Origin of the sequence: Chryseomicrobium aureum, assembly GCF_043182735.1 — a bacterium.
Lineage (GTDB): Bacteria > Bacillota > Bacilli > Bacillales_A > Planococcaceae > Chryseomicrobium > Chryseomicrobium aureum.
Genome location: NZ_CP171117.1, coordinates 1,588,782 through 1,602,617 on the forward strand (window position 1 = coordinate 1,588,782; position 13,836 = coordinate 1,602,617).

12 protein-coding genes are annotated in these 13,836 nt (G+C 43.3%); all 12 read right to left on the bottom strand.

All coding sequences use genetic code 11. The features are described from left to right. Positions 1-72 precede the first annotated feature (72 nt). A complete protein-coding gene (locus ACF3OH_RS08335) occupies positions 73-786 on the bottom strand; it encodes an ABC transporter ATP-binding protein (RefSeq protein WP_392454037.1) in 714 nt (237 codons plus the stop codon). After that, a complete protein-coding gene (locus tag ACF3OH_RS08340; protein WP_392456742.1) occupies positions 783-2,342 on the bottom strand; it encodes an ABC transporter permease in 1,560 nt (519 codons plus the stop codon). The genes ACF3OH_RS08335 and ACF3OH_RS08340 overlap by 4 nt, the downstream gene beginning before the upstream one ends. A gap of 598 nt (positions 2,343-2,940) precedes the next feature. Next, the gene (locus ACF3OH_RS08345; RefSeq protein ID WP_392454038.1) at positions 2,941-4,008 is read right to left on the bottom strand and encodes an extracellular solute-binding protein; all 1,068 of its coding nucleotides are present in this window, start codon (positions 4,006-4,008) and stop codon (positions 2,941-2,943) included. A gap of 93 nt (positions 4,009-4,101) precedes the next feature. Further along, positions 4,102-5,046, bottom strand: a complete 945-nt coding sequence (gene dnaI, locus ACF3OH_RS08350) for a primosomal protein DnaI (protein WP_392454039.1) — start codon at positions 5,044-5,046, stop codon at positions 4,102-4,104. Between the two features lie 5 nt (positions 5,047-5,051). Next, positions 5,052-6,386, bottom strand: coding sequence for a replication initiation and membrane attachment family protein (locus ACF3OH_RS08355; RefSeq protein ID WP_392454040.1), 1,335 nt, complete (start codon positions 6,384-6,386; stop codon positions 5,052-5,054). A 14-nt stretch (positions 6,387-6,400) separates the two neighbouring features. Beyond that, complete coding sequence (nrdR, locus tag ACF3OH_RS08360) at positions 6,401-6,868, bottom strand: transcriptional regulator NrdR (RefSeq protein ID WP_204590321.1); 468 nt, start codon at positions 6,866-6,868, stop codon at positions 6,401-6,403. A 101-nt stretch (positions 6,869-6,969) separates the two neighbouring features. Further along, positions 6,970-7,344 (bottom strand): adenosylmethionine decarboxylase, encoded by a 375-nt coding sequence (speD, locus tag ACF3OH_RS08365; protein WP_204590320.1) that lies wholly within the window; start codon positions 7,342-7,344, stop codon positions 6,970-6,972. Between the two features lie 211 nt (positions 7,345-7,555). After that, complete coding sequence (locus tag ACF3OH_RS08370; protein ID WP_392454041.1) at positions 7,556-8,575, bottom strand: glyceraldehyde-3-phosphate dehydrogenase; 1,020 nt, start codon at positions 8,573-8,575, stop codon at positions 7,556-7,558. Positions 8,576-8,686: 111 nt separating this feature from the next. Beyond that, complete coding sequence (gene coaE, locus ACF3OH_RS08375) at positions 8,687-9,289, bottom strand: dephospho-CoA kinase (RefSeq protein WP_392454042.1); 603 nt, start codon at positions 9,287-9,289, stop codon at positions 8,687-8,689. A 9-nt stretch (positions 9,290-9,298) separates the two neighbouring features. After that, a complete protein-coding gene (gene mutM / locus ACF3OH_RS08380) occupies positions 9,299-10,171 on the bottom strand; it encodes a bifunctional DNA-formamidopyrimidine glycosylase/DNA-(apurinic or apyrimidinic site) lyase (RefSeq protein WP_392454043.1) in 873 nt (290 codons plus the stop codon). A 12-nt stretch (positions 10,172-10,183) separates the two neighbouring features. After that, complete coding sequence (gene polA / locus ACF3OH_RS08385) at positions 10,184-12,811, bottom strand: DNA polymerase I (RefSeq protein ID WP_392454044.1); 2,628 nt, start codon at positions 12,809-12,811, stop codon at positions 10,184-10,186. A gap of 73 nt (positions 12,812-12,884) precedes the next feature. Continuing rightward, a complete protein-coding gene (gene hflC / locus ACF3OH_RS08390; RefSeq protein ID WP_239584904.1) occupies positions 12,885-13,817 on the bottom strand; it encodes a protease modulator HflC in 933 nt (310 codons plus the stop codon). Positions 13,818-13,836 lie beyond the last annotated feature (19 nt).

Below are 13,836 nucleotides of genomic sequence, written 5' to 3' on the forward strand. Positions count from 1 at the left end.
AATCATGTCCTCGTCACTACATGTAACGATTATGAAAATTAGTATACCGATACGGGCACGATTGTGCAAGACTTATTTCAGGATGACCTCTGGACGCTTGAGTGGTGTACCCAACATGTCGCAAGGGCGGCCAATCTTGGATATCTTTCCTTTGTCGAGTTTGACGATGCGATCCGCAATCGTATGTGCATCATCTTCATCGTGTGTCACAAAAATCGAAGTGATCTGAGCACGTTTTAAAATCGAGTACAATTCTTCTCGGATTTTGTATTGCAGTTCTTTATCTAAATTTGAGAACGGCTCATCCAGCAGTAACAACTTCGGATTTGGCGCTAAAGCACGTGCGAGAGCTACACGTTGTTGCTGCCCACCACTTAGTTGATGCGGATACCGTTTCTTATATTCCGTCATCTCAACTAATTCTAACACTTCATTTGCACGCTTCAATCGGTCCGTGCGTGATAATTTGCTAAGACCAAATTTCACGTTATCGAGCACTGTCATATGTGGGAAGAGTGCATAGTCTTGGAACACCAGTCCAATCCCCCGCTTTTCGGGCTGCACGAAATGATTTTCATTAAACAATACGTCATCGTATAATTGAAATTTTCCTTTAGAAGGAATTTCAAGACCTGCTAAGATCCGAAGCATTGTGCTCTTGCCACTTCCACTTCGTCCGAGTATCGAAATCACTTCCCCAGTCTCGATCGACATCGAAAAATGATCAATTGCTAAATCTTTGCTGTTGCGGTACGAAAAACATACATCTTTTATCTCAATCGTCATTTCGCATTCTCCTTATCCAGAAGTTTATAAAACACAAAGATGGCCAAGGCACTCATCGCGATGATGATAATGGACGGTTGACTCGCTTGCATGATTTTTTCATCGCTGGCATACTGGAATGCTTTTGTTGCGAGTGTATCAAAGTTAAATGGACGTAAAATCAGCGTAAGTGGTATTTCTTTCATAATATCAACAAACACTAGGATGAAGCCAGAAATAATAGCTCCTTTTAATAATGGGATGTCGACCTTGAAAAATGTCTTTGTCACCGATGCACCGAGCATTCGGGAAGCCAAACTAAAATTGACACCAATCTTATCGTAGCCTGATTCAACCGCATTGTAGCCGATTGCAAAGAATCGCACGATGTACGCTACAATTAGCATCACGACGCTTGTGCTCAGTACAAGTGACGAGCTAAAGCCCCCCGCCGCATAAAGTGGCGCAAGTTGACGGTCTAACCAAATGAACATCGTCACAATTGCCACGGCGATGACCGCACCTGGAATCGAGTACCCGACAATTGTAAACTTCGGCAAGATCTTTCCGATACGTCCTCGTGTGAAGCGCTGGAAGTTCCCAACGATTAATGCGCCAATGACAATTACAAATGCAGCTACTCCCGCAACATATACCGAGTTTCGAATGTACGTTGTAAATTCACCATTAGGAATAGACCCCCATGTCAACACAAACCAATCGACAAGTTGAATGACAGGAATCAAGAATGCCAAGCTGAAAATAAACGTTACATAACCGAATGCTCCCCATTTTTTAAACCCCTTCAGTTGGACTTTCGGAAGCGGATTCACTTTTGTGTTCGAGTAACTAAATTGTTTTGTTCCGCGTAACAGCTTCTCAATGACGAGCATCAACACAACAAACGTCATCAAAGATCCTGCTAGCTTGATTGCTGCATCTATATCCCCGAGTCCAAACCAAGTTTGAAAGATTGCTGTACTAAACGTCTGGATGCCATAGTATTTCACAACAGCGTAATCATTAAGCACTTCTAGTGATACTAAGCTTACCCCACCAATAATGGCAGCACGTGAGATCGGCAACACTACTTGCAAGAATATGGACCATGGCCCTTTTCCAAGTAGTTTAGCGCTTTCAACAAGTGACGCCGCTTGCTGGGACAAGAATACTCGTGTGATGGTGTAAACATATGGATACAGGAACATCGTATAAATGAAAATAGCTCCTGGAATATTCATAATGTCAAAGAACCGTTGATCGACTTGAACATCGAAAACGTTCCGTAATGTCGATTGGATAATACCTGTGTAGCTCATCATACCAGAGTATGTATAGGCCGCTATGAACGGCGGAATCGACAATGGTAAAATCAACGCCCATTTGTAGAACCGACTGAATGGAAACTCATACTGGGCAATCAACCAAGCAAGGCTCGTTCCAATTACAATGGTTCCAATTGCCGTGTAGAAGACCAACAGGAAAGTGGTTTCCATATAGTTCCACAGCATATATTCTTGAATATGCTCCCAGTTCTCACTTGCTGGTGCTACTAGTCCACTGATAATGGGTAGCATTGGTGAGAGTAAGGAAAGTACGATGATGACCGAGAGGATAGTCCACCCGTTCAAGTAATACGATAGTTTTCTCACGTGGCTTCAGGCCCTTCTGAAATCCGATTTCTTCGCGAGTTTCATTATAGCATGACCAATGCCCTGGTGTATGTGAAATGATACTCATTCTCGATGAATGTTCACAACTTAGCAACTATTTGGTTTTTGACCCCCCTACGGTCAGGTCACCTTTTCCTGGCAAAAGATACCTGTCACCTTCTACTTCTTTAAGGCCCGAGAGCCGGCAATTAACGACTGTAATCATATATTTAACGACCGTGAACTGGTATTTAACGACCGTAGACCCTCGTTTAGCGCCCCAAATGATTTTATGGAAACTAATTGCTTGAAATTTGAACCCCCTACGGTCAGGCCACCTTTTCCTGGGGGAGTTTCCCTGAGCCTCCCCACGTAAGCTGAAAGAAGAACACTTTCAGCTTCGTTGCCGGGTCTCAGGAAAACTCCGATTGCCCGGGAAAAGGCAACCTGACCTCCGGGTGTTCAAACTTTCAGGACAAATCAAGAACACTAAAAAAGCCCCCGAAATGGGAGGCTCACTGTATTATTTCCAACCTACTTGGTTGAAGATCATAATTGTTTTTGCATTGTTCGTACCAAGCTCAGACAAAGGAATGTCTTGCTCTTTGAAGTCGCCCCAAGACTGAAGAAGTTCAGAAGCTGGTACACCTTCATTTACTGGGTATTCATAGTTTGTTTCTGCAAACACTTCTTGTGCTGCATCTGCTGATAAGAACTCAAGAAGCTTAATAGCATTCTCTTTGTTTTTCGAACCTTTTACAACACCCGCACCTGAAATGTTCACGTGTGTTCCAGTTGTTTCTTGGTTCGGGAAGAAGACGCCTAAGTTTTCAGCGACTTTTACTTCTTCTGGGTCTTCAGAGTTTAACATTTGGCCTAAGTAGTATGTGTTCATGATGGCAACATCACCGATACCAGCTGCGATTGCTTTCGCTTGGTCACGGTCTCCACCTTCAGGGTCACGCGCGAAGTTATTTACTAAACCTTCTGCCCACTCAGTAGCTTTTTCTTCTCCATCGATTGCGATGAATGAAGCAAGTAGTGATTGGTTGTACACATTTTCAGATGAACGGATCAACACGCGGCCATTCCACTCGTCTTCTGTTAATGCTTCATATGTTGAAAGGTCTTCCGGTTGAACAGTGTCTTGGTTGTATACAAGAACACGTGCACGTTTTGTTAGACCAAACCATTGGTTGTCCCCATCACGGTACTTCTCAGGAATTTGCTCATTTAAAACATCACTTTCCGCAACTTCCAAAACGCCTTCTTCTTTCGCACGGAACAAACGACCTACGTCAGCTGTGTATAGAAGATCTGCTTCAGTTGCTTCGCCTTCACGCTTGATGCGCTCGAGCAGCTCATCAGCTTCACCTTTGATTACGTTTACTTTGATTCCAGTTTCTTCAGTGAACTGTGCATATAATTCGTCATCCACATCGTAGTGACGGCTTGTATAAAGGTTTACTTCGCCAGACTCCTCAGTTGCTGCTGGTTCAGTAGAAGATTCTGTTTCAGCTGGCTCGTTGTTAGAAGAACAAGCTGCTAGGAATAGTGCCAAGATGGCAATCAGTGAGAATAATTTCTTCATGATATAGCTCCTTTTTAATTGATAATGAATTTCATTTCCATGGATTAGTATAGCGTCATTGAGAATGAAAATCAACAAAAAAGACGAAAAAGTTTAGTAACTTTCTCGCCAGTTCTTTCCTTGCAATTGTATAGGAGTTGTAAGAGCTTTGATTCGTTCCATGATACGTCCTGCTTTCACAGGCTCTTTTTCACCTCGTTGTGTGGTTGTAAAATGGTGTTTGAGTTCATCATACGTAAAGTTTGAAGAGATGAATGTTGGAAGTCCTTGAGCCATTCGATGTTGCAAAATCGTGCCGATAATATCATCCCGGGTCCAACTCGACATGGTCTCTGCTCCTAGATCATCAAGCATCAATACAGGTGCATTTTTCACCACTTCCATTTTCTCACTGAGAGAATTCTCTTGAATGGACTGACGCATCTCACGCAGAAACTCAGGAACGTAGACTAAGACCGTAGCAACTTGACGGTCTGCTAACTCGTTTGCAATCGCCCCGAGAATATAGGATTTGCCGACACCAAATGGCCCGTGCACATAAAGACCTTTCGTCGGAAGTTCTCCTGAGGATTCATACGAATCTATAAACGTTTTCGCAGCGCGAATTGCGAGCACGCGCGAACCATCCGTCAAATCGACATTCGAGAAAGTGGCCTGCAACACGTCTTTTGGCATATGCATACTGTGTATCATAGCAGAAATCGATTGGCGCTCGTCTTCGATGCGGCCGTTTCGGCAACGAAGATAGTCAAGTTCAATACGTCCTCTTCCCATTACAAGACGCGGTTCGAAGCCTTTAATCAGATTCACACAACCGGCAACATTGGGACAGCCTTTGCAGTCGTGGGTCTGCTCGATGTATTCATACAGTTTGCTCATACTCGATTCCAATACAGCAGGAGATACTTCCGCCTCATTTTCTTGTAGAAACTCTTGGATATCTCGATTTTCTAATACTTCTCGTTTCATTTCTTCCATTCGTGTCGCAAACGAAGGATTTGAAATCATCCGTTTAAGCGTTCGATTGATGGGTTCCACTTCGATCACCGGCCTTTCGTTGCGCTGATTTCAGCAAGCAACTTTTGACGTTCTGCTTCTATATCTATAGAGTCATCCACTTTACTAGCTTTTGGTTTTTGATCTAACCAGTCCGGAACCTTCTCTTGACGTTTATATGGTTTCCCGGAGGCACTTTGAGCGGTCTCTCCATTTTTCCATTTCATGTATTGCGTATGTTCTTTACGCGCAAGTTCCATTGCTTCTTTTGCAGTCTTGACATTTTTACGCACCCAATGAGAGGCAATTTTTTCAGCGAACGATTTCGTGAGTTTCATGTCCGTCCGCAACATGACGTATTGGATGAGAACATTGATTACACCGACTGGCATTTCGTAAACGGTCGCAAATCGATTGACCAGTTCAACGTCTGCTGGGAACGGCTCTTTTCCACCCGCACTATCACGAAGCACATCAAGCGGCGCACTTTCCTCTAGATAAACAAGATACTCTTGTTCTTTTGAAAGTTTGGGAGACGCCGATTCTGGAGAATTCTCACGTTGCACTTCAGGTGTTTTAATTGATTGCAATCCGACTTGTTCCCTCGCATGCAATTTAAAATAATCTTCACAAGATTTTTTTAGACGCTCCGGAGAGATTTTTGTCGGATCTTCGACTGCGAGGAGAATAATTTTTTGCATATCGAGCGGTGAAAAACTATATAAAAATGCAAGCTTTGCAATCAGTTGTTTAATGTCCGTCGTCAGCAATTTTCTTGGTAATAGATGCTCACTTAATCCGTCGAGTAGGAGTTGGAAGTCAAATTCATGCTCAAACTCATAATTTTGTGTTTTGGGTTGGCGGATATCACGTGTAGCACGCGTATTTTTTAAGTTTGGTTGGAATACATCCGTGAATGTGCGAGTCACTTCTAGTGCAGATGATTTCCACGTGTTAGAAGGTAAATAGCGTTTTTCAAGATTTTTAAACCCTTGATCGCCTACTTTATTCCATAGAAACACGGATAATAACGGGTCAGCAAAAAAACTTTGAGGTGAAAGTGGCTTTTGAACTTCGTAATAGAATGTCCGTGTTTCACCAGAATCACTCCGCCAAGTGCGTAGTAGACCGATTGCCTCCAAATGCGCGCGTGCTTCAAAGATTCGATTGATTGATAAGGATAGCGCATTCATCAAAGTATAGTGTGAATACTCTACTTGTTGAGTTCCCGTCATCGTCCAAAGGTGCTGATACAGTGTAAAAGCTTCCGGACCAATAAGTGGTTGATAAAGTAGCGTTACTGTTTGTAGATCGTCACTGGATAGAGGAGCAGCGACACGGGTTTGAAAGTGATCCATCGGTTGCAGTTCGTTGTGTACCATCTGCTCTCCTCCTTTTAGTGTTGAGTGGGGTTACGTTTTAAAAGTTCACGGACCTCTTCCATGAACACATTGATGTCTTTAAATTGACGGTAGACAGATGCAAAGCGTACATATGCGACTTCATCGACAGCCGCCAATTTTTCCATGACTTGCTCGCCCACCACTTCAGATTTGATTTCCGAATTGCCTGTACGACGCAGTTCTTTCTCAATCGTAAAAACGACTTCTTCTAATTGTTCGAGTGTCACCGGGCGTTTTTCACATGCACGGATCAAACCACGTAACATTTTTTCTCGACTGAATTCTTCACGCGAGCCATCTTTTTTCACGACGATGAGTGGGGTTTCTTCTACTTTTTCAAACGTTGTAAACCGAAAGCCGCACTGCTCACATTCTCGTCTTCTTCGGATGGATTTATTTTCGTCAACCGGTCGTGAATCGACTACTTTCGTGCCGTTGTATTGGCAGGAAGGACATCTCATAATTAGCGCTCCTATATGCTCGTATTTCATTCATTATACTAAAGTTAGGCCTATTCTGCACCCACAGAAAAAGCAGAGGGAGATTCCCCTCTGCTTGTAAATTACACAGTTTGTAATGATTTTGCTGCAACTGGGCCCATACCACGTGGAAGCTCAATCAATTCACGCGTTTTCGCGTTCAAAGCTTCGGCAATATAATTGGCTGCAATTGTTGGATCTAGGTCACCGCATGTATAAACATCGATACTTGCGTAACCGTGTTCCGGAAAGCTGTGAATCGTTAAATGTGATTCAGAGATGATGACGACTCCACTTACACCTTGTGGCGCAAACTTGTGAAACGCAACTTCGCGGACTTCCGCACCTGATTTAAGTGCAGCATCTACAAAAGTTTGTTCGATGAAGTTCATGTCATTCAGCTTGTCAAAATCGCATTCCCACAGTTCAGCAATGATGTGACGTCCCATTGTTTCCAATGTCCGTTTCCCCCTTTGACTGGATTTTTTAATCAAAGTGACTACCACGGGGGAAAGTTAGTCCAGAGAGGTCCTAACCCTTTAAGTAGCCGGTGCTATTTGGCACGATTTTCATTATAGGACGCCTTGTCGGGAAATGCAATAGAATTTTGATTTTCTAGTAAAAAAGAAGCCTCTCCATTAAGAGAGACTTCCATTCATCCGTACACTATTAAGCTGTAATAGCTTCCAAAGATTTTGCGACACGCTGTGTTAAATCTACAACACGTGCAGAGTAGCCCCACTCGTTATCGTACCAAGCAAGCACTTTTACTTTGCGCTCACCGATTACCATCGTTGTTAACCCATCAACCGTAGCAGAAGCAGTCGTTGTGTTGAAATCAACGGATACTAATGGATCTTGCGTAATTGCTAAAATCCCGTTCATTGAACCAGCTGCCGCTTTTTCAAACGCCAAATTCACTTCTTCGACCGTCACATCACGCTCGACATCCACAACTAAATCAACTAGTGAAACGTTAGGTGTAGGAACGCGAAGTGCTAGACCATGCATCTTCCCTTGCAACTCTGGTAACACTAATGTTAGGGCTTTTGCAGCACCTGTAGAAGTTGGAATGATCGATTGTGCACATGCACGTGCACGACGAAGATCTTTATGTGGGTTGTCTAAGTTATTTTGATCATTCGTGTATGCATGAACTGTTGTCATCAAACCGTTTACAATGCCGAATTCATCATTTAATACTTTCGCTACAGGAGCTAGACAGTTGGTTGTGCAGCTAGCATTTGAAATAACGTCATGCTTTTCTAAATCAAGTTTGTCGTCATTTACACCTAAAACGACCGTGATGTCTTCATTTTTACCAGGAGCCGTCAAAATGACTTTCTTTGCACCAGCTTCTAAGTGAAGAGCTGCACCCGAGCGCTCGTTGAACTTACCCGTTGCTTCGATGACGATGTCGACACCCATCTCTTTCCATGGAAGGTTTGCTGGATTGCGATCGCTCACGATTTGAATGCGCTTTCCATTTACGATAAGCGCGTTTTCAGCTGTTTCGACTTCCCCTTGGAAAGTACCATGTACTGAATCGTAGCGAATCAAATGTGCTAGAGTTTCAACTGGGTAGCTCGCGTTGATTGCTACAATGTTTACATCATCCTTTAAAATCGCTTGGCGGAAAACCATGCGTCCAATTCGTCCAAAACCGTTAATCGCAATAGAAGCTGTCATATATACCGTTCCTCCTGTTAACTATGTGATACTAATTCACTTAATATGCAATTAGTATAACACATTAGAGTCGTTATGGTACGCTAATCCAAACATTCTAAAAAAGTTCAATTATTCTGAAAGCGATTTCATCCAGTTGTTCACAAGTGCATCCACTTGAGCCTCTAATTCTTCTAAAGTTCCATCATTTCTAATCACTTCATCCGCCCATTTGGCTTTATCATCGATTGATAACTGAGAATTCATTCGCTCCAGAGCCTCTTGTTCGGACAATCCATTCCGAGCCATCAGACGATGCTTCTGAATCTCTCTAGAAGTAGCGACAACCAAGATTTGCTCTACAAAATGTTCGAGCTTACTTTCAAACAATAATGGAATGTCTAAAATCACGATTTTCTTCCCATTTGCCAGATGGTGATCTTTTTGACGAAGCATTTCCTTTCGAATTGCAGGATGGATAATGCCATTTAGTAGGGCACGTTTCTCTTCATTCCCGAAAATTTGGCGCCCGATTTCTTCTCGGTTCATCGTGCCATCTGCATGAAGTGCACTTTCTCCGAATGCTTGTGCAATTTTCTGTAACGTTTCACTTCCTGGCTCGACGACTTGGCGGGCAATCAAATCTGCGTCGACTACTGGAATGCCATGTTCTTTGAAACGATTCGCTACCGTACTTTTGCCGGTAGCGATACTTCCTGTTAATCCAATAATCATAGGGCCCTCCTATTTCTGACAGGTCGGACAGTAAGTAGATGTCCGGCCCCCAATTACTTTTTGTTTTGTGGCTGTGCCGCAGGTCGGACAAGTCTTCTTGCCGTACATTTGTAAAAAGTGTTGCATACTTCCGGCTCCTCCATTGACGTTACGGTAATCCGAAATACTACTTCCACCTCGATCGATACTCTCACGAAGGACAGCGACAATTGCTTCATAAAGAGCAATTTTCCGTGCCGTTGAGATGCGTCCCACTTTTCGACTTGGGTGGATGCGCATGCGGAATAGTGCCTCTGTTGCATAGATGTTTCCGCACCCTGAAATGACGTGACCATCCATGATGAACTCTTTAATAGGTTTATTAACGTATTTTGTGCGCTGTGCCATCTCTAAATAATGCGGTAACCCTTCCTCCGCAAATGGTTCAGGCGCCATTTGTAAAAGTGGCGGATGATCAGAGATGTCATTCAGTAAACGCATTTCCCCGAAACGGCGAATATCGGAATAGACTAGTAAATAGCCACCGGACAGTTCGAACACGACATGAACATGATTACGAAACTTAGTTTCTGTTATTTCATCAAGAGAATGTACGGGAAACCAGGCTCCTGTCATCCCTAGATGGCCAACAAGAACGGCAGCGCCTTTTTCGTTCATCAAATCAAAGAACATATATTTAGAGCGACGGATCAAACTGGTAATCCGGTAGCCGACCATCGCGTTTTGAAAGTCTTCAGGTGTAGCGCCTTTAATAATCGCTTGTTTTCCCTCTATATGACTCTTTCTCACTTGATCTGACACATGGACGGCCACGATCGTTTGGTCGATGACAAAGGGGCGAAGGGATTCGACGACCCCTTCGACTTCTGGTAGTTCAGGCATTGCGTTCTCTCCTTACTTCGTTTCGTACCATGTCGTGCCAAATGCAAAATCGACTTTCAAAGGTACCGATAGTTCTACGGCATTTTCCATGACTTCCGGCACGAGCTTTTGAATTTCTTCTAACTCGTCAACAGGTACTTCAAAAATTAGTTCATCATGTACTTGAAGAAGCATTTTGGTTTTCAATCCGCGTGACTCGAGTTCGCGGTCCATGTCGATCATCGCTTTTTTGATGATGTCGGCTGCACTCCCTTGAATCGGTGTATTCATCGCAGTACGTTCTGCAAATCCACGCAGGTTGAAGTTTGAACTCGTGATATCCGGCAAGTATCTGCGGCGGTTCATGATTGTTGTGACAAACCCATCCCGTTTCGCACTCGTAATCGCATCATCCATGAAATGTTTAACACCGGGAAAACTCGTCAAATAGTTATCGATAAACAGAGCCGCTTCTTTGCGTGTGATGTTCAGGCTTTGGGACAATCCGTAGTCACTGATGCCATAAATAATTCCGAAGTTCACTGCTTTGGCAGCTCGGCGCATGTTGCCGTCTACTTCATCTGCCGCTACTCCAAACACATCCATTGCCGTTTGCGTATGGATATCACGGTCTTCTTGGAAGGCTCGGACTAGCTTTTCGTCTTGAGACATGTGTGCCATGACGCGAAGCTCGATTTGTGAGTAGTCGGCGGCGAATACTACCCATTCTTTTTCAGATGGGACAAACGCTTGGCGAATCTTTCGGCCTTCTTCAATCCGAATCGGGATGTTCTGCAAGTTCGGATTGATTGAACTCAAGCGACCTGTAGACGTCAATGCCTGTTGATAGCGTGTGTGTACTTTCCCATCGTCATGAATCTCTTTTAACAAACCTTCGATATACGTCGACTGAAGTTTCCCTAATTGGCGGTACAACAAAATTTCTGAGATAATTTCGTGTTCCCCTTGCAACTTTTCAAGTACATCTGCAGCAGTAGAGTAGCCAGTCTTCGTTTTCTTAATGGGTGTCAAACCGATTTTTTCAAACAATATGACACCTAATTGTTTTGGCGAATTGATATTGAATGATTCACCAGCCATCGCATGGATACGTTGTTCTATTTCAGTTAGACGTCCTTTTAGTTCGACACCCATTTTTTCTAGTGTTTCTCGGTCCACTTTGATTCCGAATGATTCCATTTCACCTAAGACACTTGCAAGGGGTAGTTCAAGCTCATGGTATAAATCATACTGTTTCGTTTCTTTCAGTTTTGCTTCGACTGGTTCCTTCAACTCCCACACGGCAGTTGCTTTGCGAAGGGCATGATGAAACAATGCTTCGTCTTCTGGAGCTTTTTTCTTAGCCCCTTTTCCATACACAGCTTCTTCTTCATCCACTTCCGTATATCCGAAGTGTTTTGCAAGGGAAGCAAGATCTTGGCTTGATGAAATGGAGGGATCCGAAATATACGCAGCTAAAACTAAATCAAAACTCGCCCCTTTCAGTTCGCATCCGAACCGTTTCGACACCGCTTGGAACGCTTTGACGTCATAACAACGCTTTTGCTTTGAATCGTCTTCAAGCCACGCTTTGAAAAGTGGTTGCGAAAAAGCCGCGTCCCCTTTCATCACATAGTGCTTTGAATCAGTTGCAAGGACGACTGCCAAAACTTCTGTTGTGTGATAGTGCTCATCGTATAACTCGATATGAAACGTCATGTCGTCCTCAAAGTGACTGTCTTCCCAACTAGAGATCACTTCGAAATCAATGTCTTTAAGTTCTTTTGCCTCTGTTTGGAATGCGGACTTTTCTAAAAGTGTCTTGAATTGCAGTTGGTGCCAAATTTCATGGACAGCCTCCATATCTGGACCTGGGTAATGTAATGTATCTAGAGTGACTTCAATCGGTGCTGCGCGCTCAATTGTTGCGAGCTGTTTACTAATGTATGCTAACTCTTCATTCGCAACAAGCTTTTCTTTCATTTTCGACGCCTTCATCTCATCGATATGTGCGTACACACCTTCCACGGTTTCATAGGCTGACAGTAATTTGATTGCTGTCTTTTCACCTACTCCAGGCACTCCTGGAATATTATCGGAAGTATCGCCCATTAACCCCTTCATATCAATGATTTGAATAGGGGTTAGACCGTATTTCTCTTGAATATACGAAGGTGTGTAGCTTTCTAGATCGGTGATGCCTTTTTTTGTAATTTGAACGGTCGTCTTGTCACTAGCCAGTTGAGTCAAATCTTTGTCTCCACTAATCACAATCGTTTCGATATTTTTTTCTTCTGCGATGCGTGAAAGCGTACCGATGATATCATCGGCCTCGTATTGATCTAATTCATATTGTGGAATCTGATACGCATCTACAAGTTTTCGGATATAAGCAAACTGCTCGGATAGTTCAGGTGGTGTCTTTTGGCGTCCACCTTTGTATTCTGAGAATGTTGCATGACGGAACGTCGTCTTTCCTGCATCCCATGCAATCAGCATATGAGTCGGCTGTTCTTCTTCTACAATCTTTTGCAACATCATTGTAAAGCCATATGTGGCATTGGTGTGGATGCCTTGCTCGTTTGTGAGTAATGGCAATGCGAAAAATGCTCGGTACGCTAAACTGTTGCCGTCAATCAGTACTAATTTTGGATTGGTCACTACATGTCACTCCTTTTAATAAACGAAAAAACCTTGCCTTCAGTTTACCATGACTGAAAGCAAGGTGTTGTCTTTACGGTGTAATCCCGGAAAGAATTTGTGCGTATGGTGAGTCAGATGGAAGCATAATGACAGTATCTTCACCGATTGTAGATTTATACGTTTCTAACGTCCGGAACAAGTTATAGAATTCCGGATCTTTTGAGAAAGACTCGTTGTAAATACGTGCAGCTTCCGCTTCTCCTTCAGAGATGATGACAGCTGCTTCACGTTCTGCATTGGCAATGATTTCACGCACTTCACGGTCTGTCTCTGCTTCGATACGACGTTTGTCTGCATCCCCTTCAGATAAGAACTTCTGTGCAATCTTCTCACGTTCTGAAATCATGTCTTGATAAACCGCTTGTTCATTTTCTACTGGAAGATCTGTGCGTTTGATGCGCACATCGAGCACTTCAATTCCGTAGTTGTCTGCCGAGAGCAATTCGTTCACGCGAGCTGTGACTTGTTCTCCAAGACTGCCGCGTGATGAATCTTCATCATTGATGATTTCTGCATACGCTAAACGACCAAGTTCTGTTCGGACAACCGAATAAATGAATTCTTCCATACGAGCTTCTGCATTGATTAACGTTCCTGCATTGGCAATCATCAATTGCGGATTATTGACTTTCCAGACCGCATAATTGTCAATGATGATGCGTCGTTTATCAAGTGTATTGATTTCTGCTTCTGAAATCTCATAGTTCATTAAGTACTTCGGAACAGTCGTTGTACTTTGAATAAATGGAACGGTTACACCTAGACCAGGTTCATCGACAACTTTCACGATTTCACCAAACTGGCGCACAATTTTGTACTCGCCTTCTTTCACGACATACACATTGGTGAGCAAGATGACTAGAACGATGAATCCAACAATGACACCTGCAATGATTTTGCCGTGTTTTTTCCAGTCGATTTGAAAGTCAGATGCTTTACCAGCGGGCTTTTTCTTTTTGTTCATAGAAAACCGCTCTTCAAGT